This is a genomic window from Cronobacter muytjensii ATCC 51329, assembly GCF_001277195.1.
Taxonomy (GTDB): domain Bacteria; phylum Pseudomonadota; class Gammaproteobacteria; order Enterobacterales; family Enterobacteriaceae; genus Cronobacter; species Cronobacter muytjensii.
Genome location: NZ_CP012268.1, coordinates 4,081,527 through 4,105,989 on the forward strand (window position 1 = coordinate 4,081,527; position 24,463 = coordinate 4,105,989).

Below are 24,463 nucleotides of genomic sequence, written 5' to 3' on the forward strand. Positions count from 1 at the left end.
TCACCCGCCATCCGGGTGGGCCAGTTCGCCGAACGCGTCGGCGAAACCGTCGGAAGGAGTGAGTATGTCTGAGCAGGTGATTGACTGGGATCTGGCCCTTATCCAGAAATATAACTATTCCGGACCGCGCTATACTTCGTATCCCACCGCGCTGGAGTTTTCCGAGGCGTTTGGCGAGGCCGATTTTAGCCGCGCGGTCGCGCGCTATCCTGACAGGCCGCTCTCGCTCTACGTCCATATCCCTTTCTGCCACAAGCTCTGCTACTTCTGCGGCTGCAATAAAATCGTCACCCGCCAGCAGCATAAGGCCGATCAGTACCTCGATATGCTGGAGCAGGAGATAGTACATCGCGCGCCGCTTTTCGCCGGACGTCGCGTCAGCCAGCTCCACTGGGGCGGCGGCACGCCGACTTACCTCAGCAAGGCGCAAATCAGCCGTCTGATGAGCCTGTTACGCGCAAATTTTCACTTTAACGACGATGCCGAAATCTCGATTGAAGTCGACCCGCGCGAAATTGAACTCGACGTGCTGGATCACCTCTACGCTGAAGGTTTTCGCCGCCTCAGCATGGGCGTGCAGGATTTCAATAAAGAGGTACAGCGGCTGGTTAACCGCGAGCAGGATGAAGCATTCATCTTTGCGCTCATTAAGCGCGCGCGCGACGTCGGCTTCACATCAGCCAATATCGATTTAATCTACGGCCTGCCGAAGCAGACCCCTGAAAGCTTCGCCTTTACGCTGCAACGCGTGGCGGAACTCAACCCGGACCGCCTGAGCGTCTTTAATTACGCCCATTTGCCGACCCTGTTTGCCGCGCAGCGCAAAATCAAAGAGGCCGATCTGCCTTCCGCGCAGCAGAAGCTGGATATCCTGCAGCAGACGATCCAGTCGCTTACCCAGGCAGGTTATCAGTTTATCGGCATGGATCACTTCGCAAAGCCGGATGACGAGCTGGCTATCGCCCAGCGCGACGGTGTGCTGCATCGCAACTTTCAGGGTTACACCACGCAGGGCGACACTGACCTGCTGGGGCTGGGCGTGTCGGCCATCAGCATGATTGGCGATTGCTATGCGCAGAACCAGAAAGAGCTTAAGCGTTACTATCAGGCGGTGGACGAACAGGGCAATGCGCTGTGGCGCGGGCTTGCGCTGACGCGCGACGACTGCATCCGCCGCGACGTCATCAAAGCGCTGATCTGTAATTTCCGGCTCGATTTCGCCGCGATCGAAAAGGCGTGGGGGCTTCGTTTTGCCGACTACTTCGCTGAGGATCTGCAACTGCTGACGCCGCTGGCGAAAGACGGGCTGGTGGAGGTTAACGCGCGTGAAATTAACGTTACGGCGAAAGGGCGGCTGCTTATTCGTAACATCTGCATGTGCTTTGACGTCTATCTGCGCCAGAAGGCGCGGCTACAGCAGTTCTCTCGCGTGATATAAAAAAAGCGGGCACAGGCCCGCTTTTTTTAACTAAAGAAGTTTACCAGCGCTGCGCACAGCAGGGCGGCAATCGCCGTCTGGGGCGTATGGCCTGCGGCGGCGCCCGCCTCTGCGCTTTGCGTGGCGATATGGATCAGTGATTCCAGCATAACAACTCCCCCCATAAACGCGCCCGATCATACTCAAGCCTGGCGGACAGTAAAGTATAAAATTAGAGCAATTTGTACGCGACAACGCTTTTTTACACAGTACGTCCTGTTACTCCATACCCAGCTCTTTCAGCTTACGCGTCAGGGTGTTGCGCCCCCAGCCCAGCAGGCGGGCCGCTTCCTGTTTGTGTCCCTGCGTATGTCGCAGCGCCGTGGTAAGAAGCGTACGCTCCATCTCCGGCTGCGCTTCGGAAAGCAGGTTTTGATGACCGGAGCGCAGCGCCCGGTCGGCCCAGTGCGCCAGCAGCGTCGCCCAGCTTTCCGGGAGCGTCTGCGAAGGCGCGTCCGGCACGCTGGTTTCAAACAGTTCGGCAGGCAAATCCTGAATCAACACTTCCTGGCCTGCGGCCATGACGGTCAGCCAGCGGCAGGTGTTTTCCAGCTGACGCACGTTGCCGGGCCATGCGAGACGCGTCAGCGCCGCTTCGGTTTCCGGGTGCAACAGTTTGGCTTCAACGCCCAGCTCGCGCGCCGCTACCTGCAGGAAATGACGCGCCAGGCGCGGAATATCCTCGCGGCGCTCGCGCAGCGGCGGCAGATGCACGCGGATCACATTCAGGCGGTGGAATAAATCCTCACGGAATTTCCCCTCCTGAACGCGCAGCTCCAGGTTCTGGTGCGTCGCGGCGATAATGCGCACGTCCACTTTGACCGGCGCATAGCCGCCGACGCGGTAAAACTGGCCGTCCGCCAGCACACGCAGCAGACGGGTTTGCACATCAAGCGGCATATCGCCGATTTCATCGAGAAACAGCGTGCCGCCGTCTGCCTGTTCAAAACGGCCCTGACGAATCTGGTTAGCGCCCGTAAACGCGCCTTTCTCATGCCCGAACAGCTCCGATTCGATAAGGTCTTTGGGAATAGCCGCCATATTCAGCGCGATAAACGGCGCTTTGACGCGCGGGCTGTGACGGTGGAGCGCATGTGCCACCAGCTCTTTACCGGTGCCTGACTCGCCGTTAATCAGCACGCTGATGGACGAGCGGGAAAGACGCCCGATAATGCGAAACACATCCTGCATCGCCGGCGCTTCGCCGATGATGTCCGTCGTCGGGCCGAACACCTGCGCGCTACGCGGCTGTTGTTGCTCCTGATAATGGCTGATGGCGCGCTCAACCAGCGCCACCGCCTCATCGATATCAAACGGCTTCGGCAGATAATCAAACGCGCCCTGCTGATACGCGCTGACGGCAGCGTCGAGATCGGAATGCGCCGTCATAATGATGACCGGAAGCATCGGGTGGCGCTGTTTAATCTGTTTGAGCAGCGTCAGGCCGTCCATACCCGGCATACGGATATCCGACAGCAGCACGTCCGGGGTTTTGGTACTCAGTGCGTCCAGCACCTCGTTGCCGCTCTCAAAGGTGGTGCAGCTTAAGCCTGCTCCGGTGAGCGCGCGCTCAAGCACCCAGCGAATGGAGCTATCGTCATCGACGATCCAGACAATCCCTCGTTGCATAATCACCTCTATTTCCGAATAGGCAGGAAAACCGAAAATTCGGTATGGCCTGGCCAACTGTTAAATTCGATTTTTCCCGAATGCTGATCGATAAGGTTCCGGGCGATAGAAAGCCCCAGCCCGGTGCCGCCTTCGCGGCCGCTGACCATCGGGTAAAACAGCGTATCCTGCAGATGCGCCGGGATGCCCGGCCCGTTGTCTTCCACATCGATGCGCGCCGCCAGGCGGTAACGCACGCCGTGCAGCGTCAGCTGAAACGCGGTGCGGGTGCGCAAGGTGATCTCACCGCCTTCTTCGCCCAGCGCCTGGAGGGCATTACGGACGATATTCAGCAACACCTGTTCTATCTGGTCCGGATCATGAGTAAATTCCGGCAGGCTTGGGTCGTAATCGCGCAGAAGCCGAACGTTTTCCGGCAGCTCCATCGACACCAGCTTCACCACGCGTTCGGCCACTTTATGAATGCTCTCGGTAACGTGCATACCCGGCTGCTGCGGCCCTAACAGACGGTCCACCAGATTACGCAGGCGGTCGGCCTGTTCGATAATGACTTTGGTGTACTCGGTCAGCGACGGATCGGGCAGCGCGCGGGTGAGCAACTGTGCCGCGCCACGCAGGCCGCCGAGCGGGTTTTTAATTTCATGCGCCAGCCCGCGCACCAGATCGCGCGCCGCGACCTGCTGGGCATGCTGGAGTTGTTCCTGGCTTAAACGCCGCTGATTATCCATCGGGGCCATTTCCAGCAGGATCAGGCCATCCGGCAGACGTTGCGCCGTCAGGGAAAGAATGTGTGAGCGACCGTCGATCACCAGCGTAACTTCGTTATCTGTAAATCCCTGGCCTGCGTTCAGGCTCTCCTGCATCAGGCTGATATTGAGGGAAAAATAACTCAGCAGCTCCGGTAACGGCGTGCCGTAGAGCTTACGTGAACTTTGCGCGAGCAACTGCTGCGCCGCCGGATTGGCGTAATGCACTGCCAGGTCGTCGTCGACCAGCAGAATGCTATTGATTAATGCGTTAAGGATCTGCCCAGCATCGGGCAGCGTGCCTGTTGCCATCCAGCAGTCCCCCAGGTTTTGCACCATTTTAGTGCAGTATAGCGTTTTAACGATGAAAAAGACGTTAAAACCGGTTTCGGGTGGTGAAAAAAGCCCATCCGAAGATGGGCTAAAGTTTCCACGGCAACAAAAAAACAGTGACGGATTTCACGCAGTGGCGACAACCTGAAATCCGTTGGCTATCAACTTCAAAAAAGCATTAAACGCTGTAGTACAGTTCGAACTCTACCGGGTGCGGCGTCATGCGAACACGGTCGTTCTCTTCGATACGCAGCGCGATGTAAGCATCGATCGCGTCGTCGGTGAACACGCCGCCTGCGGTCAGGAACTCGCGGTCCTGATCCAGCGCCTGCAGGGCTTCTTCCAGAGAGCCGGCAACCTGCGGGATCTCTTTCGCTTCTTCCGGCGGCAGGTCATACAGGTTTTTGTCCATCGCTTCGCCCGGGTGGATCTTATTCTTGATACCGTCAAGACCCGCCATCAACAGAGCGGCGAAGCACAGGTACGGGTTAGCCGCCGGGTCCGGGAAGCGTACTTCGATACGACGCGCTTTCGGAGAGGCGACAACCGGAATACGGATGGACGCGGAGCGGTTACGCGCGGAGTAAGCCAGCATTACTGGCGCTTCGTAGCCCGGGACCAGACGCTTGTAAGAGTTGGTGGTCGGGTTGGACAGGGCGTTGATGGCTTTCGCGTGCTTGATAACGCCGCCGATGTAGTACAGCGCCTGCTCAGACAGACCTGCGTATTTGTCGCCAGAGAACAGGTTGGTGCCGTTCTTGGACAGGGACATATGGCAGTGCATGCCGGAGCCGTTATCGCCGAACATCGGTTTCGGCATAAAGGTCGCGGTTTTGCCGAAGCGGTGCGCGACGTTATGCACGACATATTTGTAGATCTGAATTTCGTCCGCTTTTTTGGTCATGGTGTTGAAGCGGGTTGCCACTTCGTTCTGACCGGCGGTGGCCACTTCGTGGTGGTGAGCTTCAACCACCAGGCCCATCTCTTCCATCGTCAGGCACATTACGGAACGGATATCCTGCGAGGAGTCGACCGGCGGAACCGGGAAGTAACCGCCTTTCACGCCCGGACGGTGGCCTTTGTTGCCGCCTTCGTATTTGGTGGAGGAGTTCCATGCGCCTTCGATGTCGTCGATAGCGACATGAGAGCCGGAGATGGAGCTGCCGAAACGGATATCGTCAAACAGGAAGAATTCAGGCTCTGGCCCGAACAGTACGGTGTCGGCGATGCCGGTGGAGCGCAGGTACTCTTCCGCACGTTTGGCGATGGAACGCGGGTCGCGATCGTAGCCCTGCATGGTGCCCGGCTCGAGGATATCGCAACGAATAATCAGGGTCGGTTCTTCGTAGAACGGGTCAATGACAGCGGTGGAGGCGTCCGGCATCAGCACCATGTCAGATTCATTGATGCCTTTCCAGCCACCGATGGAGGAACCATCGAACATTTTACCTTCTTCGAAGAAGTCGGCGTTCACCTGGTGGGCTGGGATGGTGACGTGCTGTTCTTTACCTTTAGTGTCAGTGAAGCGCAGATCCACAAACTTCACTTCATGTTCATTCAGCATCGTCAGAACGTGTTCAGCGGACATACTTAACTCTCCCGGATTTGTCATTGTCGTCGTGGTAACGAGGTCTTCAGTACTTATTAAAATTGGCGTCGCCGCCCTGAAATCTTTAAAGCGAAATCTGTGCCAACTTTCAAATTCCCCCAAAAAGGCGCTATGATGCGCGTCATAGTGCAAAAGGGCTGCACCACGATGGAGAGATTGCACCAATATAGTGCCTGTGTGTAAAAAACAAGCACTGTGTTGGTGCAATTTACGTTTAATAGCCCTTTTACCGCTGCGTGAAAAGGATCACAAAGCCTGGCGACAACACTTGTTTGCGTCAGATGATTGTGATCCTGTTTAGTCCTTCGATTAATACGTGTACAATAACGCGCTATTTCTAATGCCTGAGGCAAAGTTGTGATCGAAAAATTGCGTAACATCGCCATCATTGCGCACGTTGACCATGGTAAAACGACCCTGGTTGACAAGCTGCTGCAGCAATCCGGTACGTTCGACGAACGTGCTGAAACTCAAGAGCGCGTGATGGACTCCAACGATTTGGAGAAAGAGCGTGGGATTACCATCCTCGCTAAAAACACCGCGATCAAATGGAATGATTACCGTATCAACATCGTTGATACCCCTGGGCACGCTGACTTCGGTGGTGAAGTTGAACGTGTCATGTCCATGGTTGATTCCGTGCTGCTGGTGGTTGATGCTTTTGACGGCCCGATGCCGCAGACGCGCTTCGTGACCAAGAAAGCATTTGCCCATGGCCTGAAACCTATCGTGGTTATCAACAAGGTTGACCGTCCGGGCGCGCGTCCTGACTGGGTTGTGGATCAGGTGTTCGACCTGTTCGTCAACCTCGACGCGACTGACGAGCAGCTGGACTTCCCTATCGTTTACGCCTCCGCGCTGAACGGTATCGCAGGTCTGGATCACTCTGACATGGCGGAAGACATGACCCCGCTGTACCAGGCGATTGTTGACCATGTACCGGCACCGGACGTCGATCTCGACGGCCCGCTGCAGATGCAGATCTCCCAGCTCGACTACAACAACTACGTTGGCGTCATCGGCATCGGCCGCATCAAACGCGGTAAAGTGAAGCCGAACCAGCAGGTCACTATCATTGATAGCGAAGGCAAAACCCGTAACGGTAAAGTCGGTAAAGTACTGGGCCACCTGGGCCTGGAGCGTATCGATACCGATCTGGCTGAAGCTGGCGATATCATCGCGATCACCGGTCTTGGCGAGCTGAACATCTCCGACACCATCTGCGACCCGCAGAACGTCGAAGCGCTGCCGGCGCTGTCCGTTGACGAACCGACCGTTTCTATGTACTTCAACGTCAACACGTCGCCGTTCTGCGGTAAAGAAGGTAAATACGTTACCTCTCGTCAGATCCTTGACCGTCTGAACAAAGAGCTGGTGCATAACGTTGCGCTGCGCGTTGAAGAGACCGAAGACGCTGATGCGTTCCGCGTTTCTGGCCGTGGTGAACTGCACCTGTCTGTGCTTATCGAGAATATGCGTCGTGAAGGTTTCGAACTGGCGGTTTCCCGTCCGAAAGTTATCTTCCGCGAAATCGACGGTCGTAAACAAGAGCCGTTCGAAAACGTCACGCTGGACGTCGAAGAACAGCACCAGGGTTCTGTGATGCAGGCGCTGGGTGAGCGTAAAGGCGACCTGAAAAACATGAATCCGGACGGCAAAGGCCGCGTACGTCTCGACTACGTGATCCCAAGCCGTGGCCTGATTGGCTTCCGTTCTGAGTTCATGACCATGACCTCCGGTACCGGTCTGCTGTACTCCACCTTCAGCCACTACGACGATATTCGTCCGGGCGAAGTAGGCCAGCGTAACAATGGCGTACTGATCTCTAACGGTCAGGGTAAAGCGGTCGCGTTCGCGCTGTTCGGTCTGCAGGATCGCGGTAAGCTGTTCCTGGGTCACGGTGCGGAAGTGTATGAAGGCCAGATCATCGGTATTCACAGCCGTTCTAACGACCTGACGGTTAACTGTCTGACCGGTAAGAAACTGACCAACATGCGTGCGTCCGGTACGGACGAAGCGACGGTTCTGGTTCCGCCTATCAAGATGACCCTGGAGCAGGCGCTCGAGTTCATCGATGATGACGAACTGGTCGAAGTGACTCCGCTGTCTGTACGTATCCGTAAGCGTCACCTGACGGAAAACGATCGTAAACGCGCAATGCGCGGTGCGAAAGAAGACTAATACGGTGCATCCGTAAACCGGGCCGGCGTTAACGCCGCCTGCGTGACTAAAAAGCCGCTGAATTTCAGCGGCTTTTTTTATGGTTGCGCGCGGGCTACCGACGCTGGTGGTTTACGGTCAGCTTCAGGCGTGTAGCGCGGCGTTGTTTTCCGCTTCGCTATCTCATCAATGATGACCGCAAAGCGGGCTTCATTGAGCTTATAAAACAGGCCCATAATCAGGGCGGCGATAATGGCCAGCCCGCACGGCCAGAGGAAAATCAGCTGGCGTAGCCCGTCGAGCGTCGCGGCGGTTTGCAGCGCGTTTGGCACGTAACCGATTTGCGTCAGCATAATGCCGGGCAGGAACCCTGCCAGCGCCGCGGAAATCTTGCGCGAAAACGTATAACCGGTGTAGACCGAGCCTTCGGCGCGGATGCCGGTTTTCCACTCGCCGTAATCCACCGTATCCGGCACCAGCGCCCAGTTCAGACTGTTCACAAACGCGGTGCCAAAAAACGCCATGCACGAAAACAGTACGAAGCTCAGCGACGTCGCGCCCCACAGGTAGTTAAAAATATCGCCAGCGGCCCAGAGCGCGAGCCCGCCGAGATAGACCCGTTTCTTACCAAAGCGTTTCACCGCGCCCGGCACCAAAAAGACGCCGACCAGAATGCAGCCCATGCTGAACAATCCCATCCACGACAGCAGATGCACATCGTTGAGCACGTATTGCGTGTAATAGACCTGGATGGCGAGCTTGATATTAAACGCCGCCAGCGTACAGAGATTGGCGATACACAGCACCAGCAGCGGCGGGTTCTGGAAAATCGCGCAAAAGGATTTCAGCATGCCCGGCTTATGCCCGGCGGGCACCACTTCTACATAACGCTCGCGCACGCCGCGGTAACAGCACCCCATGCTGATAAGCCCGACGCCGGCGAAAAGCAGCGCCGCGACCAGGTAGCCCGTCGCCGGACGCGCCGTAAACAGCGACTGGATTGGCATAAAGCCGACCGTGCAGAGCAGCAGTCCAAGCGTCGCGCCGCCCTGCCGCCAGGCGGCGAGATGCGCGCGCTCCTGCGGGTTTTTAGTGATGGCGGGCACCATCGCGCCATAAGCGCAGTTCATCAGGCTGTAAAACAGGCCGAAGAGCATAAACAGCACCGTAGCGAGCGCGGTTTTCATGGTCAGCGGCAGATCGTTGGCGACAAATTGCGCCGTCGCCACCAGCGCCACCGGAAACGAGGCGAACAGAATAAAGGGCCGGAATTTGCCGCGCGGGCCGGGCGCGCGTCGTGAGTCCACCAGCACGCCGGTCAGCATATCGGTCAGCGCCGTGAAAAACTTCGCCACCAGGAAAATCACGCCGCCGTAAAAGGCGGGCAGATGCAGTTCATCGGTATAAAACTTCAGAAGATACAGCGTCCCGATACACAGCATCAGGTTGGAGCCGAAATCGCCCATGCCGTAAGACAATTTTTCCCGCAGGCTCAGGCGGAGCGTCAGCGGGTCCTGATTCGTGAATGCCGTCATAGCCGATCCTCAAAGCACAGGCCCGCGCCGAACGACGCGAGCGCCGTCAGGGTTACGCGCCAGGCGAAAACGCCCGCTTACGGTTTTCCAGTTCATCCACAATCCGCACGTACATCTTCTCGTTAAGGTTGTAGAAGCAGCCCATCGCGATAATCGTTATTACCGCCAGCACGCACGGCCAGATAAAAATCAGCTCGCGCAGGCCCTCAATCGTCGTAACGGACTGCGCCACGTTCGGGACATAGCCAATCTGCGTCAGCATCAGGCCAGGGAAAAACCCGGCCAGCGCCTGGGAGACTTTGCGAAAGAACGTAAAGCCGGTGTAGACCGTGCCTTCCGAGCGTACGCCGGTGCGCCACTCGCCATATTCCACCGTGTCGGAGACCAGCGCCCAGTTCAGGCTATTCACAAATGCGGAGCCGAAAAACGCCAGGCAGGAAAACGCCACAAAGCTCACCGATCCGCTGCCGAAGGCGTAGTTGAGCACATCGCCCACCGCCCAGAGAAGCAGACCGCCGAGATAGACCTTTTTCTTGCCGAAACGGCGCACCGCGCCCGGCATCAGGAGCACGCCGATAAAAATGCAGCCCATGCTGAAAAAGCCCATATACGACAGCAGAATCGGATCGTTGAGTACGTACTGGGTGTAATAGACCTGAATGGCGAGCTTGATGTTAAATGCGCCGAGCGTGCAGAGATTAGCGATGCACAGTACAAACAGCGGGCGGTTGCCAGCGATGGCGCGAAACGACTGCAACAGCCCCGGCTTTTGCGCCGGGCTGGCAGCGCCGGTTTCGACATACCGCTCGCGCGTACCCGCATAGCACCACCACATAAACAGCAGGCCGAACAGCGAGAACAGCGTGGCGGCGAAAACATAACTGAGCTGCGGGTTGCCCTCAATGAGGTTCATCACGGGTACAAAACCCACGGTGCAGAGCAGCAGCCCGAGCGTCGCGCCGCCCTGGCGCCATGCGGCAAGCGACGCGCGCTCGTTCGGGTTTTTGGTAATGGCGGGCACCATCGCGCCGTACGAGCAGTTCATCATGCTGAAAAACAGCCCGTAGAGCATAAACAGCACCGTCGCCATGACTGCTTTGCCGGTCATCTCAAACGGCGTGCCGACAAAATTCGCGATAGCCAGCAGCGTCACCGGGAAGGCGGCGTACAGCACAAACGGCCGGAATTTTCCCTTCGGCCCGATACGGCGGCGGGAGTCAAGCATCACGCCGGTGCCCATATCGGTAAAGGCAGTAAAAAACTTGGCGATCAGAAAGATAATACCGCCATAAGTGCCCGGCAGCCCCAGCACATCGGTGTAAAACTTCAGAAGATACAGCGTGCCGATATCCAGCAGAATATTCGAGCCCAGGTCGCCCATGCCATACGCGACTTTCTCTTTAAACGGCAAACGCAGGGTCGCCGGATCGCCGCCCGGCGCGGTTGTGGTGTGACTCATCACGGTTCTCCTTGCGCCCGCAGAGGCCCTGCGGGCGAGCCTCATCAGATGTGACGCAGCGTGGCGAACAGCGACGCCCATTCGCTTTGTGCGCGGTAGAACACCGGCGGCTTGCCGAGCGGCGCATCCACGGTTACGTCACCGCCGCCGCACGCCTCCCCGGTCCACGCGTTGATCCAGCTGTCTTCCGGCAGCCAGAGCGTCCAGTCGTGTCGTCCCTCTTCATAAACGGGCGCCACCAGCAGATCGCGGCCAAACAGATACTGGTATTTAAGGCTGTAAGCCCGCGGCTCGTGTTCGTAATGCAGAAATAGCGGACGCATCACCGGCAGGCCGCTGCTGGCGTTCTGCGCCACCGCCTGCCTGATGTATGGCTTGAGCGTGGTGAAGATGGTCGTCATTCGGGCAAAATGCGCAATCGTTTCGGCATCACCGTCGAATTGCCAGTTATCGCCCGGACGGTTGCCCTCATGGGTGCGCATCATCGGCGTGAAGGCGCTGAAATCGCACCAGCGCAGCAGCAGTTCTTTGCTGCGCTTCATATCAAACAGCGTGGTATAGCCGCCGATGTCGCTGTGGTGCAGGCCATGACCGGACATCGCCAGCGACAGCGCCGCCGGCACCACGGAGGCAAGCCCGTCGTCGAGGCTCCAGTCGACGTTCTGATCGCCCGCCCACATCATCGTCGAATATTTCTGGCTGCCGGTATAACCGGCGCGCATAAAGAACAGTACCTCGCCGAGTTTGCCCGTCTCCTGCAGCGCTTCGTAGTTACACTTTGCCCACAGCGCGGGCCAGGCGTTATGCATAATCTCAGCGCTGACGCCGTTATGCAGGTGTGTGTCGGTTGGCAAATATTCGCCGAAATCCGCCATCCAGCCGCCGCAACCCAGCTCGATCAGCTGTTTTTTAATGACGTCTTTATACCAGGCGTACGCCTCCGGGTTGGTCAGGTCGACCACGCCCGCGTAAAACTCGCCGAACTCGACGTGATAATCCTGGCCCTGCGCATCTTTGGTGAGATAGCCACGCGCTGCCGCCTCTTCGCAGAGATCTCTGTCGCTGGCGACGTACGGGTTGATGTAGGAGAGAAACTGCACGCCTTCGCGTTTCCACTGCTGAATGCGCGTATCCAGTTGCGGGTAGAGTTCCTGATTCCATTTCCAGTTCCACATCACGCGCTTGCCGAACGAGGTCATGCGAATGCCGGACCAGTCCTGCGCCCAGATGCCGTTGACTTTGACCCCGCCGCGGCGCATCACATCAAGCTTCTGCTGGCACACCTCAGTGCCGCCCTGAATACCGAGCGTCACGCCATCGTAGATCCAGTCCGGCAGTTCCGGCTGTCGACCCAGCAGCGCGGTCAGTTTTTCCAGCAGTTCGATATAAGATGGCGCGCATTCGAAGCGGATTGTCGCGTTATCTTCCCAGAACGCCAGTTCGTGATAATCCGGCGCGCTGAAATCGAAATTCATATAGCCGCTGTTATCGACGTGGCAGTAGTACTTCTGGGTACTGACAAAAGTTGGCTGCGGAAAGAAGGTCCAGTAATAATCGCCGCCCGCGTTTTCTTTGCAGTCGGCAAGCCAGGTAACGTGGCTCTGCTTGTTGCGGCCCACACCCTGTTCGCTGGTCCACAGCGGAAACGGTTTGCCGCGCAGATCGAAATAAGAAAACTGCTCGCCGCAGCCATAAATATGATCCTCCGGCTTCGCCGCCAGTCGCAACCAAAGGCGGTTATGGCGACTATCGTCGTTTTGCAAACGGAGCGTCAGGCGGCCGCTGTCATCCGCACCGATATGCAGAGTGGCGCGCACGGTATCGCCGCGGCTGAAATGCACGCGCCAGCCGTCGGTGGATTCACTTATTTCTGCCCCGGTAAGGGCAATTTTCTCGTTCAGCTTGTCTTTAATGCTGAAGTTGCCGCGAAACATCTCGATATCCGCTTCACCCGCGCCCGCCCACAGGCAGGGCGCGTCAGGAGAGTGGCGTAAGATTTGGCGGTCCTGGTACGTCAGTGAAAAGCCATGTTCTGTTGTTATCAGCGTTATATTTTGTAGGGTACGCATAAAAGTCAGTCCTTAATGTTGTTTGCCGGATGGCGCTTCGCTTTTCCGGCTAAACCTTACTGGCGGGCGTTGACATCCAGCAGCCCGGCGGCGACCGCAGGCGCTAAGCCCGGCGCGAGCGGCAGGCGAGGAATAACCAGGCAGTGCAGCAGATGGTAGATATCCTGTTTGCCATCCCAGACTTTGGTGGTGACCTGATTGTTCTCATCGAGCTCCTGCCACCATGAGCCGTTTTCGTAATCCATCAGGTACTTCATGCAATAGTCCCACCATGTCTGATACCAGGCTTCGTACTGCGCCTCGTGAGTCACGCTGTAGAGCGCGTACGCGGTGCCCATCGCTTCTACAATCGGCCAGCGCACGCGTTCGCGAACGATAGGCGTGCCGTCCCAGTCCACGGAATAAACAAATCCATCCGCGCCGTCCGGCGCCCAGGCGTCGCGAATAGTGGCGTGGAACAACCCTTTGGCATCTTCCAGCAGCCATTCCGGCGCCGCCTCGCCGCGCGCTTCCAGCGCGGCGCGCAGATGCAGCATCAGACGCGCCCATTCGATCCAGTGGCCCGGCGTGCCGCCATAGGCGCGGAACCGGTGAGCCGGGTTCTCCTTGTTGTAATCGCGAATCGGGTTCCAGCGGGTATCGAAATGCTCGTTGACGCGGTAGTCGCCTTTGCGGGCGACGTCGTGAATGATGACCGAGGCGATGCGTTGCGCGCGTTCCAGCCATTTACGATCCTGCGTCACGTCATAGACAATCAGGAACGCCTCGACGGCGTGCATATTGGCGTTGCCGCCGCGGTAGTTTTCCGTTTCGGTGAAGGCTTCGTCCCACGACTCCAGGCACATCCGCTCTTCTTCGCTCCAGAAATATTTCTCAATCACGGCGATGGCGTCATCAAGCAGCGCGCGGGCGGCAGGGTGACCGGTAGTGACGGCGCTGGCCGCGCCGAGCAGCACGAAAAAATGCTGATAGCCCTGCTTGGTGGCGTCCATCACGCCGTTATCGTTAACGCAGGCGTACCAGCCGCCGTGCTGTTTGTCGCGAAGCGGCCCGTTCAAGGCGTTGATGCCGTGCTCCACCAGCGCGTATGCGCCGGGGCGGCCCATCAGGGCGGCGACGGAATAGACATGCAGCATGCGGGCGGTTATCCACAGATGCGTGCCCATCTCTTCTTTCACCTGACCGTTATTACAGAGCCAGCCGAACCCGGTGGGTACGGCGGCGTTACGGCCAAACGCGAAAATACGGTCGGTTTCCTGTTCCAGCCAGCGATGATGGCTCAGCGTGTTAAACCATTTCATGATTTCTTCTCCTGTCAGCGGCGAGCCATCATTTCATCAACCACTTCGCCTAAACGGCGCAGTTTCGGCAGGGCGATGTCGCGCAGCATCATTTCGCTATCCGGCAGGCCGACGACTGACGACCAGACGGCGCGTCCGGCAAGAAAACCGCTGGCGCCCGCGCTCATCGCTATCCGCACGGCGCGCGGAAAGAGTTTTTCATCCACGCCGGAGGAGAGGATCACCCACGGCATATTGATCTGGTCGTTTAGCTTCTGCGACGCGCCGAGCAACGCCTGCGCATCGCCGCGACCGCCAAGCGGCATTTCGACTTTATAAAGATCGGCCCCGCTGTCGCCTAATTCTTTGGCCGCTTCGACAATCGCCTGCTCGCGGTCGAATTTATCGCCGCGGCGTGGCGGGCGTACCACCGGCTCGATAATGCTCAGCAGCCCCTGGGCGTGACATTTCTCATTAAAAGCTTTCACCATCGCGAGACGTTGCCCGGGATCTTCATCGCTGCGCCAGAGCACCAGCAGTTTTAGCGCTTTACCGCCATGCTGGCGCACTGCCTGCGCGTCGATGCTCTCATCAAGGGTCACGCTGTCGACGGGAATACCGTTGCCCGGGATAAAGTGGTCGGCGGCGACGATCATCGCGCAACTGTCGGCGATGGCGTTCTGCTCCACCACCTGCGGGTAGCAAAACTGTCGGTCTACCAGAATGGCGGAGGCGTAAGGCGAAAGTATGCGCGCCGCGTTGATCTTAAAATCGGTGAGTACCGAATCCGCCACCGGCGAGGCGGCGCCTGCGGCCGCGAACATCAGCCGCATCGCTTCGCGTTGATCCACCGCCAGCATGGCGAAGCCGCCGGACGGGCGGGCAATGTCTTTCAGGGTGTCATTTTCCATCGTGGTTTCCTTAAAGGGAGATATCAAAGCGTGGCCTGGCGGGGCGTCAGCCCGGCGCTGACGCGCACCTGTTCTAAAATGGCGGACCAGTCCTGACGCCCGCGTCCGCAGGCGCGCGCCTGGTTGTAGACTTCGCGCGACGCGGCGCCCAGCGGCATCGGCACGTGGAGTTGATTCGCCACGTCCAGCGCGATGCCTAAATCTTTATGGGCAAGGTCAATCATGAAGGTGGGCGACAGATCGCCTTTAAGCACTTTGTTCGGCCAGGACGTAGTGAAATGGCCTTTGCCGGCGGGTGTGCCGCTCATTACCTGAAGGGCCACGTCGAAGGAGAGGCCCAGCGCCTCACACAGCACGGCGGCTTCCGCAGAGAGGGCGTTGAGCGCAATGCTCATGTAGTTGTTGATAAGTTTGACGCGAATGCCCATACCCGGCCCGCCTGCACGGATAAGCTCCGAGCCCATAGCCATCAGCACCGGTTCGGCGCGTGTTACTTGCTCCGGCGTACCGCCTGCCAGTAATAACAGCGTGCCGGATTTCGCGTGATCCGACGTGCGGCCCACCGGTACGTCCATCATGCTGAAGCCGCGGGCGGCGAGATCGTGAATCAGCCTGTCGGTTTGCAACGGGTGGATAGTGGACATGTCTATTACCAGCGCGTCGCGGGCAAGCGTCTTGCAGACGCCTTGTTCGCCCAGGAGCACATCACGCACCAGATCGCCGTTTGGGAGCATGGTGATGACAAATTCCGCCTTTTCGGTAGCGGCTGCGGGTGTGGCGCATGCCACCGCGCCCTGGGCGGTCAGCGTCTCCACCGCTGATTGATTCACATCGCAAACCTGCAATCGGTGGCCGTGACGCAGCAGGTTCGCCGCCATCGGCGCGCCCATTTGCCCCAGTCCGATAAACGCAATCGTCGCCATAACATGCTCCTGTGAGAGTAAATTCGGGTGTGTCAGTTTTGTCATATATCATGGATTATTTCTGTCTGTTTATGAGCGTATTTGTAATTTAAAGTCAAAAAATTGACAGCTATCACTTTTTTAAGATCCGGGAAAATTAAAATGCCGCTATGGTGAATGGCAGGAACAGCGGCGGGCGTCGGCCCGCCTTAAGCGCTAACAGAGAGGACGCTATGGTTCGCATCGCGTGTGTGGGTATCGCCGTACAGGATCGCATTTATACGCTGGACGCCCTGCCGCACGAGGGCGGCAAATATGTGGCGCAGCACTACCGAGAAGTGGGGGGCGGTCCGGCGGCGACGGCGGCCGTAGCGGCAGCGCGCCTCGGCGCGCAGGTGGACTTTATTGGCCGTGTAGGGGATGACGCGACGGGCGGGCAACTGCTGGCGGAGCTGGCATCCTTTGGCGTAAACACCGCGCAGGTGCGTCAGGTGGCGGGCGCGCGTTCGTCGCAGTCGGCGATTCTGGTGGATGCCGCAGGCGAGCGGGTGATTGTGAACTATCCGAGCCCTGATTTACCTGATGACGCCGCCTGGCTGGGGGCTATCGATTTCAGCCAGTACGATGCCGTTCTGGCGGATGTACGCTGGCACGACGGCGCGCTGCGCGCGTTAACGCAGGCGCGCCGCGCAGGCGTAATGACGCTGCTGGACGCCGATGTCACGCCGCAGGATATCCGTCCTCTGGTGGCCTTAAGCGATCACGCGGCATTTTCCGCGCCGGGCCTTGCGCGTCTCGCGCCCGGCGTCGGCCCTGAAGATGGGCTGAAAATGACAAAAACGCTCACAAATGGGCAGGTTTACGTCACGCTCGGTAAAGAGGGTTGCCTGTGGCTGGAAGAAAACGCAACGCTGCGCCACCAGCCGGGATTTACGGTTGAGGTGATGGATACCACCGGCGCGGGCGATGTGTTTCACGGCGCGCTGGCGGTCATGCTCGCGCAGCGCGCGTCACCGCAGGAGGCGGTGCGTTTTGCGAGCGCTGCCGCCGCGCTGAAATGCACTCGCCCCGGCGGGCGCGCTGGCATCCCTGACTGTGATCAAACCCGCTCTTTTCTGTCACTTTTTGTATAAAATGCCGGGCGAGCAATGATTTTAAGGGGATCGTTCATGAGCCTTACCGGAGTGACGGGCAACCCGCGCCACGATCAGTTGATCGGGCTTATCGCCGAGCGGGGGTATATGAATATCGACGAACTGGCGCAGTTGCTGGAGGTTTCCACCCAGACGGTGCGGCGCGATATTCGCAAGCTAAGCGATCAGGGCCTCATTACCCGGCATCACGGCGGCGCGGGACGCGCCTCCAGCGTGGTGAATACCGCCTTTGAGCAGCGCGAAATCTCCATGACCGACGAGAAAATCGCGATCGCTCAGGCGATCGCCGATTACGTGCCGGACGGCTCGACGCTGTTTATCACCATCGGCACCACGGTGGAGCAGATTGCACGCGCGCTGCTGAACCATAACCATCTGCGTATTATTACCAACAGCCTGCGCGTGGCGCATATTCTCTATAAAAACAGCCGCTTCGAAGTGATGGTGCCCGGCGGCACGCTGCGCCCGCACAATGGCGGCATCATCGGCCCCGTCGCGGCATCGTTTGTCGAAGGGTTTCGTGCGGATTATCTGATAACCAGCGTGGGCGCTATTGAGAGCGACGGCGAGCTGCTGGAATTTGACGTGAATGAGGCGAGCGTGGTGAAAGCCATGATGGCCCATTCGCGCCATATCTTACTGGCGGCCGATCATACGAAGTATCACGCCTCGGCGGCGGTCAGTATTGGCAACCTGTCGCAGGCCACGGCGCTGTTTACCGATAAACAACCTGGCGCCTCGCTGAACGGGGTTTTAAAAGCGCACCAGGTCGAGCTGGTGCAGGCGGAGTTACCGCACAGCGACGACGAAACCGACCGTTGATTGCTCACCGCAACGCGCGTGCGATGCAAAAGCCGCGCGTTCGCACATAGTCAAAGTTCTCCTTTCTCGCTACAGTTAACTTTCCATGGCCCAAAAGGAGAGAGAGTCATGCTGTATATCTTTGATTTAGGTAATGTCATTGTAGATATCGACTTTAACCGTGTGCTGGGCGTCTGGAGTGATTTCAGCCGCGTGCCGCTGGCGAACCTGCGGCAAAGTTTCTCCATGGGCGAACCTTTTTATCAGCACGAGCGCGGCGAGCTGAGCGACGAGGATTTCGCGAAGGCGTTATGCGATGAGATGGCCTTACCGTTAAGCTTCGAACAGTTCTCCACCGGCTGGCAGGCGGTATTCGTCGGGCTGCGCCCGGAAGTCATAACCATCATGCAGCAACTGCGCGAGCAGGGGCATCGCGTGGTGGTGCTCTCCAACACTAACCGGCTGCATACCACGTACTGGCCGGAACAGTATCCGGAAGTGCGCGCCGCCGCCGACACGATTTATCTCTCCCAGGAGATGGGCATGCGTAAGCCGGAGCCGGAAATCTTCCAGAAAGTGCTGGAGCAGGAAGGCTTTAGCGCCCGCGACGCCGTGTTTTTCGATGATAACGAGGCGAACATCGATGGCGCGCGTAAAGCGGGCATTACCAGTATTTTGGTGACTGACCGTAAAACCGTACCGAACTATTTCGCGAAGTCTGCATGTTAAAATCCGTTCATCAAAAAGCGGCCCGCCGTACCGGGCCGCTGATCGCCTGGCTTAAGTTGCTGTGGAGCCGGATCGACGAAGACAATATGACGACGCTCGCCGGTAACCTGGCGTATGTGTCGCTGCTGTCGCTTGTGCCGTTTGTGGCGGTGATCTTTGCGCTGTTCGCCGCGTTTCCGATGTTTTCTGACGTCAGCCTTCAGTTGCGCCATTTTGTGTTTGCCAATTTTATGCCCGCCACGGGTGATATTATTCAGCGCTATATCGAGCAGTTTGTTGCTAACTCCAGCAAGATGACGGCCGTCGGCGCGCTTGGGTTGATTGTCACCTCGCTGCTGCTGATGTACGCCATCGACAGCGCGCTTAATACCATCTGGCGCAGCACGCGCAAACGCCCGAAGGTCTATTCTTTCGCCGTTTACTGGATGATTTTGACCCTCGGTCCGTTGCTGGCGGGCGCGAGTCTGGTGATAAGCTCCTATCTGCTGTCGCTGCGCTGGGCGAGCGGCTTTACGACGATGATCGACGAAGTACTACGTATTTTTCCGCTGCTGCTGTCGTGGCTGTCGTTCTGGCTGCTTTACAGCGTGGTGCCCACGACACGCGTGCCGGGCCGTGACGCGCTGGCAGGTTCGCTGGTGGCGGCGCTGCTGTTTGAACTCGGAAAAAAAGGGTTCGCGCTTTACATCACCATGTTCCCTTCTTATCAGCTGATTTATGGCGTGCTGGCGGTGATCCCTATCCTCTTTGTCTGGGTCTACTGGACCTGGTGCATAGTCTTGCTTGGGGCAGAAATTACTGTCACTCTCGGGGATTACCGCAAATTACGACAAGCCGCCAGAGAAGAAGCTGAACCAGTATGATTGCATTAATTCAACGTGTGACCCACGCCAGCGTGCGCGTAGGGGAAGAAGTGACGGGTGAAATCGGGCCGGGACTTTTAGTACTGTTGGGTGTCGAAAAAGAAGACGACGAGCAGAAAGCGAACCGACTGTGCGAGCGCGTGCTGGGTTATCGCATCTTCAGCGATGAGCAGGGCAAAATGAACCTGAACGTGCAGCAGGCGGGCGGCAGCGTGCTGGTGGTGTCGCAATTTACGCTGCCTGCGGATACGGAAAAAGGGCTGCGCCCGAGCTTTTCGCGCGGCGCGCCGCCTGAGCAGGCAGAAGCCCTTTACGAGCATTTCGTCAGCCGCTGCCGGGCGACGGGCATCACGACCGAAACCGGGCGTTTCGCCGCTGATATGCAGGTCTCGCTGACTAATGACGGCCCCGTGACCTTCTGGTTGCAGATATGAACCAGATGCCCGCATGGCCGCGGACAACAAGAGAGAGTACCGCTATGTATCACCTTCGTGTACCCGAAACAGAAGAAGAACTTGAGCGTTACTACCAGTTCCGCTGGGAGATGCTGCGTAAGCCGCTGCATCAGCCGAAAGGCTCCGAGCGCGACGCTTACGATGCGATGGCCCATCATCAGATGGTGGTGGATGAAGAGGGTAATCCGGTCGCCATCGGACGCCTCTATATCAACGCCGATAACGAAGGATCGATTCGCTTTATGGCGGTCGACCCGGCGGTGCAGGAAAAAGGCCTCGGCACGCTGGTGGCAATGACGCTGGAGTCGGTCGCGCGGCAGGAGGGGGTGAAACGCGTGGTCTGTAGCGCGCGCGAGGACGCGGTGGAGTTTTTCGCGAAACTGGGTTTTGTGAACGAGGGCGAGATCACCACGCCGCAAACCACCCCGCTGCGTCACTTCCTGATGATTAAACCGATAGCCTCGCTGGATGACATCCTGCATCGCGCCGACTGGTGCGCCCAGCTGCAACAGGCGTGGTATCAGCATATTCCGCTCAGCGAGAAGATGGGCGTGCGTATCCTGCAATATACCGGACAGAAATTTATCACTACGATGCCGGAGACCGGCAACCAGAACCCGCACCATACGCTGTTTGCCGGCAGCCTGTTTTCGCTGGCGACGCTGACCGGCTGGGGGCTTATCTGGCTGATGCTGCGTGAGCGCCACCTCGGCGGCACCATTATTCTGGCCGACGCGCATATTCGCTATAGCCGACCGATCACCGGCAAGCCGGGCGCCGTGGCCGATTTAGGTTCGTTGAGCGGCGATCTGGATCGTCTCGCGCGGGGCCGTAAAGCGCGCGTGCAGTTGCAGGTAGAGCTGTCGGGCGACGATACTCCCGGCGCGGTGTTTGAAGGTATTTACATCGTATTGCCCGCCAAACCCTTCGGGCCGCTGGAAGAGGGCGGTAACGAGGAGGAATAGGGGGCGCGCGGATTGTCCCACTCTGCGATTGCGTTGAGGTATGTTTAGTCGGGCAGGTCATGAAGCGCACCTGCCCGTTTTACCACGGCATTACGTCCCCGGCACGACGCCGTTTTGCATCGTTTGCTGCACCTGCTGCCCGTTGGCGCCTGTCGCCTGGAGCTGGCCGTTGACGCTCGGGCGCAGCGGCGCATCTGCGGCCAGGCTGCCGCTTGCGGTAAGCTGGATATTACCGTCACCCTCCAGCGATAGCTGCGGCCATCCCCATTGATGCAAAACGTTTACCGGCACTGCGCGGCCATTCAGACTGAGCGTCGTCATACGCTGCGGCAACTGAGAGATCGTCGCGGTGGCCTGCAACATCCCCTGGCCTGCAAAGGCGCTCAGCTCGCCAATCGCAATAGTGGACGGGTTCGCATTCAGCGTCAGTGACGGACGGCGCACGTCAACGCGGTTAAACGTCGCGGCGGCGGCGTTCAGCGTGGCGTTGCCGCCCCAGATCCCCCATTCACCGTTACGCGCCAGTTGCAGATTATTGCCCCATGCGTCCAGCGCGGTGAGCTGAAAGGGCCACTGCGGATCGATATCGATAATCAGGTTGCGGCTGCCAGAGAGCTTTTTCACCGTCACGGTCTGTAGCCACGCGGGTAATTTCTCCTGCCAGCGTTTTTTCCAGTCGGCGGGCAGCGTGTATTCCAGCCCGGCCAGCGCCAGCTCGTCAAGCGTCAGCGCGTTGCCTGCACGCAGCCAGTTGCCGGACGTTCTCACCATGCCGCCCTCCCAGCGCGAGCTGAACTGACGCAGCGCCACGCCCTGCGCTGACAGATCGGCGTTAACGATAGGATCGAGAAAATGCAGCGAGCCATAAACCACTTCGCTGGCGTTCATCGACACCCGCCCGTCGTCGCTCTGCCAGCTGCCGTTGGCAAGCGTCAGGTTACGCAGGCTGATATCCAGATCGGTCGCTGCCCAACCGGGCCCTTCGAGCCGCGCGTCGGTGATATCGACACGTCCCAGCGCCAGCGAGGGCAGCGTTGTCAGCGGTTTTAAAAAATCGCTGACCGATTTATCGGTTTGCAGGCGGATTTCGCTCAAGCGCAGGGTATCCACTATCCAGCCGCCGTTGGCCAGACGTCGGGCGTTGCCGGTGAGCGCGCCGCGAGCGATATCGGCACCGAGATTGGTGATAGCCACTTCATTATTATTGATTTCGCCCTGCACCAGCACATTGCTGGCGGGCATGCCGTTGAGCGTCAGCGAGCCTGCGCTCAGTGCGATGTCCGCTTTGCTGCCAAGAATTTTCCCGGCTTCAGGCAGCCACGGACTGATACCGCCATTCACGCGCTGCGCGCTGAGATCCCAGCCCGTTTTCGGGCTGTTAAACGCCATATCGCTTAGCTGGAGGCGGTCGGCGCGAAAGGGTAGCGGTGCGGTGGACGGCGATAAATTCAGCGTGCCCTTATAGAGCAAAATGGTATCGACATGCATTGGCTCGGTGACCTGACGGCTGCTCAGGCCGATATCCACCTTTTGCGCCACCAGCGTGGCGGGCTGCCCGCTGCGCCCGAACGTGACGTTTTTCAGCACCAGATGCGAAGGCGCGGAAAAGCTGTGGTCCATTTCATCAAAGGTGATGTGATAGCCGCTGTGCTGGTTCACCCAGCCGGTGAGCCAGCCCGCGCCCCAGCGCGTTTGCAACAGCGCGTACAGCGCGAGCAGAATCAGCAGAACGGCAACGATCAGCGCAATGATGAGCTTTCCGAGAAATTTCATTGTCTTCCATCCTGTGAACTTCCGATGATGGATTTATGCACTATTCAGGCGAATTGCTCAAGGCGGGGATTGTCAACGAAGGTGTCTGCGATGGCAGCGGGGCGCCGCCATCGGCAAGGGATCAGGCGTCGGTCTGTTTTTCCGGCGGGAAAATCAGATTCAGCACAATGGCGGTGATGCCGCCCGCGGCGATACCGGAGGAGAGCAGGTTTTTCACCCAGTCCGGGGCAAATTGCAGGATCAGGGGCTGCTGCGAGACGCCAAGACCGACCGCCAGCGACAGCGCGATAATCATGATAGCCCGGCGGTTTAACGGCTCGCGGGAGACGATACGCACGCCGGACGCGGCGATGGTGCCGAACATCACGATGGTCGCACCGCCCAGCACCGGCTCCGGAATATGCTGCACAAAACCGCTGACCGCTGGGAACAGGCCCAGCACAATCAGCATCAGCGCCACCACAAAACCGACATAGCGGCTGGCAACGCCGGTGAGCTGGATGACGCCGTTGTTCTGCCCGAAACAGGAGTTCGGGAAGGTGTTAAACACGGCGGAGACAAATGAGTTCAGGCCGTTCGCCAGTACGCCGCCCTTGAGGCGTTTCATATACAGCGGGCCGGAGACAGGCTGTTCGGACACGTCAGAGGTGGCCGTGATATCACCGATAGTTTCCAGCGAGGTGATCATAAAGACCAGCATCAGCGGCACCAGGAGACTCCAGTCGATGCCGAGGCCATAGTAGAGCGGCGTTGGCACCATAATCAGCGCATTGTTGGCGGGCGTGCTGTTCGCAGGCAGCATATCCATGCCCCACGCCAGCAAATAGCCCACGGCCATGGCTATCACCAGAGATGCGACGCGCAGGTACGGGTTGCGCTGACGATTGAGCAAAATGATTACCGCCAGCACCGCGCCTGCCAGCAGCAGGTTTTTCGGTGCGCCGAAGGTGTGATCGCTCATCGCCGCATAGCCGCCACCGATGGACGTCAGGCCGACCTGGATCAGCGACAGACCAATGATCATCACCACTACGCCGGACACCAGCGGTGTAATAATACGGCGCGCCAGATGCAGGACACGGGAGATGACCATTTCAGTGCAGCTTGCCAGCATGAGTGTGCCGAATAACGCAGCCATCATCGTCGGTACGTCGGCTCCGCCGGTTTTCAGAGCGGTGCCGCCCATAATCAGCGGGGCGACGAAGTTAAAGCTGGTGCCCTGAATGGACAGCAGCCCGGAGCCCACCGGCCCCCAGGCTTTAATCTGAATAATCGATGCCACGCCGGAGGCGAAGAGCGACATGCTGATAATATGCTGCGTGTCCTGTGCCGGTAAGCCGAGGGCCTGGCAAATCAACAGCGCGGGTGTGATGACCGCCACGAACATCGCCAGCAGATGCTGGCAGGCGGCGAACAGCGTTTGCGGCAATGGCGGTCTGTCTTCCAGACGATAAATTAGTTCACTGTTGTGAGCGGGCGCAACCGATTGCGCTTTCTCAGATTCCAGAGTATTAACGGACATTAACGGCATTCCCACGGTGGCAAAGCGGACATTTTATCGGACTGCCTGGTAAAAGCAAACGATTGCATAGTTAAGGCCACTATCATTAAAA

General features: G+C 58.4%; 20 protein-coding genes. 8 read left to right on the plus strand and 12 right to left on the minus strand.

The annotated features are described in order from the left end of the window. Positions 1 to 64: 64 nt before the first annotated feature. Entirely contained in the window at positions 65 to 1,438 is a 1,374-nt protein-coding gene (gene hemN, locus AFK63_RS18675; protein ID WP_038866476.1) for an oxygen-independent coproporphyrinogen III oxidase, read from the plus strand. Between the two features lie 26 nt (positions 1,439 to 1,464). Here hemN and AFK63_RS21355 read toward each other — a convergent pair whose 3' ends face one another. The 4 genes from AFK63_RS21355 to glnA form a co-directional block, all read right to left on the minus strand. Then, the gene (locus tag AFK63_RS21355) at positions 1,465 to 1,587 is read right to left on the minus strand and encodes a YshB family small membrane protein (RefSeq protein ID WP_004387688.1); all 123 of its coding nucleotides are present in this window, start codon (positions 1,585 to 1,587) and stop codon (positions 1,465 to 1,467) included. 109 nt (positions 1,588 to 1,696) lie between these two features. Next, on the minus strand, positions 1,697 to 3,106 hold the full coding sequence (gene glnG / locus AFK63_RS18680) for a nitrogen regulation protein NR(I) (protein WP_038866479.1): 1,410 nt from the start codon (positions 3,104 to 3,106) through the stop codon (positions 1,697 to 1,699). 8 nt (positions 3,107 to 3,114) lie between these two features. Beyond that, entirely contained in the window at positions 3,115 to 4,164 is a 1,050-nt protein-coding gene (gene glnL, locus AFK63_RS18685; RefSeq protein WP_038866797.1) for a nitrogen regulation protein NR(II), read from the minus strand. A 199-nt stretch (positions 4,165 to 4,363) separates the two neighbouring features. Next, positions 4,364 to 5,773: a glutamate--ammonia ligase gene (gene glnA, locus AFK63_RS18690; RefSeq protein ID WP_007682051.1), complete on the minus strand. Its 1,410-nt coding sequence runs from the start codon at positions 5,771 to 5,773 to the stop codon at positions 4,364 to 4,366. Positions 5,774 to 6,151: 378 nt separating this feature from the next. Here glnA and typA point away from each other — a divergent pair, with 378 nt between their 5' ends. After that, positions 6,152 to 7,975 carry a ribosome-dependent GTPase TypA gene (gene typA, locus AFK63_RS18695; RefSeq protein ID WP_004387692.1) on the plus strand — a complete coding sequence of 608 codons (1,824 nt, stop codon included), beginning with the start codon at positions 6,152 to 6,154 and terminating at the stop codon, positions 7,973 to 7,975. A gap of 77 nt (positions 7,976 to 8,052) precedes the next feature. Here the strand turns inward: typA and AFK63_RS18700 are convergent, their stop codons facing one another. Genes AFK63_RS18700 through yihU form a run of 6 tightly spaced genes read right to left on the minus strand, consistent with a single transcriptional unit; the run spans position 8,053 to position 16,131 of the window. Next, positions 8,053 to 9,489 carry an MFS transporter gene (locus AFK63_RS18700; protein ID WP_050568190.1) on the minus strand — a complete coding sequence of 479 codons (1,437 nt, stop codon included), beginning with the start codon at positions 9,487 to 9,489 and terminating at the stop codon, positions 8,053 to 8,055. Positions 9,490 to 9,541: 52 nt separating this feature from the next. Further along, the gene (locus AFK63_RS18705) at positions 9,542 to 10,948 is read right to left on the minus strand and encodes an MFS transporter (protein ID WP_038866482.1); all 1,407 of its coding nucleotides are present in this window, start codon (positions 10,946 to 10,948) and stop codon (positions 9,542 to 9,544) included. A 44-nt stretch (positions 10,949 to 10,992) separates the two neighbouring features. Further along, complete coding sequence (locus AFK63_RS18710) at positions 10,993 to 13,017, minus strand: alpha-glucosidase (RefSeq protein WP_038866485.1); 2,025 nt, start codon at positions 13,015 to 13,017, stop codon at positions 10,993 to 10,995. Between the two features lie 56 nt (positions 13,018 to 13,073). Then, positions 13,074 to 14,318 (minus strand): sulfoquinovose isomerase, encoded by a 1,245-nt coding sequence (gene yihS / locus AFK63_RS18715; RefSeq protein ID WP_038866487.1) that lies wholly within the window; start codon positions 14,316 to 14,318, stop codon positions 13,074 to 13,076. A gap of 14 nt (positions 14,319 to 14,332) precedes the next feature. Further along, complete coding sequence (yihT, locus tag AFK63_RS18720) at positions 14,333 to 15,208, minus strand: sulfofructosephosphate aldolase (RefSeq protein WP_038866490.1); 876 nt, start codon at positions 15,206 to 15,208, stop codon at positions 14,333 to 14,335. A gap of 23 nt (positions 15,209 to 15,231) precedes the next feature. Continuing rightward, complete coding sequence (gene yihU, locus AFK63_RS18725; protein WP_038866492.1) at positions 15,232 to 16,131, minus strand: sulfolactaldehyde 3-reductase; 900 nt, start codon at positions 16,129 to 16,131, stop codon at positions 15,232 to 15,234. Positions 16,132 to 16,343: 212 nt separating this feature from the next. Between yihU and AFK63_RS18730 the strand changes: the two genes are divergently transcribed. From AFK63_RS18730 to fabY, 6 genes are all read left to right on the plus strand, one after another. Beyond that, positions 16,344 to 17,243 (plus strand): sugar kinase, encoded by a 900-nt coding sequence (locus AFK63_RS18730; RefSeq protein WP_038866496.1) that lies wholly within the window; start codon positions 16,344 to 16,346, stop codon positions 17,241 to 17,243. A gap of 36 nt (positions 17,244 to 17,279) precedes the next feature. After that, positions 17,280 to 18,086, plus strand: a complete 807-nt coding sequence (locus AFK63_RS18735; RefSeq protein WP_038866497.1) for a DeoR/GlpR family DNA-binding transcription regulator — start codon at positions 17,280 to 17,282, stop codon at positions 18,084 to 18,086. A 108-nt stretch (positions 18,087 to 18,194) separates the two neighbouring features. Then, the gene (yihX, locus tag AFK63_RS18740) at positions 18,195 to 18,794 is read left to right on the plus strand and encodes a glucose-1-phosphatase (RefSeq protein WP_038866499.1); all 600 of its coding nucleotides are present in this window, start codon (positions 18,195 to 18,197) and stop codon (positions 18,792 to 18,794) included. Next, positions 18,788 to 19,657: a virulence factor BrkB family protein gene (locus tag AFK63_RS18745; protein WP_038866501.1), complete on the plus strand. Its 870-nt coding sequence runs from the start codon at positions 18,788 to 18,790 to the stop codon at positions 19,655 to 19,657. The genes yihX and AFK63_RS18745 overlap by 7 nt, the downstream gene beginning before the upstream one ends. Beyond that, a complete protein-coding gene (dtd, locus tag AFK63_RS18750) occupies positions 19,654 to 20,091 on the plus strand; it encodes a D-aminoacyl-tRNA deacylase (RefSeq protein ID WP_038866503.1) in 438 nt (145 codons plus the stop codon). The genes AFK63_RS18745 and dtd overlap by 4 nt, the downstream gene beginning before the upstream one ends. A 44-nt stretch (positions 20,092 to 20,135) precedes the next feature. Beyond that, positions 20,136 to 21,077, plus strand: a complete 942-nt coding sequence (gene fabY, locus AFK63_RS18755; protein WP_038866506.1) for a fatty acid biosynthesis protein FabY — start codon at positions 20,136 to 20,138, stop codon at positions 21,075 to 21,077. A 90-nt stretch (positions 21,078 to 21,167) separates the two neighbouring features. Here fabY and AFK63_RS18760 read toward each other — a convergent pair whose 3' ends face one another. Next, positions 21,168 to 22,850 carry an AsmA family protein gene (locus AFK63_RS18760; protein WP_038866508.1) on the minus strand — a complete coding sequence of 561 codons (1,683 nt, stop codon included), beginning with the start codon at positions 22,848 to 22,850 and terminating at the stop codon, positions 21,168 to 21,170. Positions 22,851 to 22,971: 121 nt separating this feature from the next. Further along, the gene (gene xanP, locus AFK63_RS18765) at positions 22,972 to 24,372 is read right to left on the minus strand and encodes a xanthine/proton symporter XanP (protein ID WP_038866801.1); all 1,401 of its coding nucleotides are present in this window, start codon (positions 24,370 to 24,372) and stop codon (positions 22,972 to 22,974) included. Between the last annotated feature and the right edge of the window lie 91 nt (positions 24,373 to 24,463).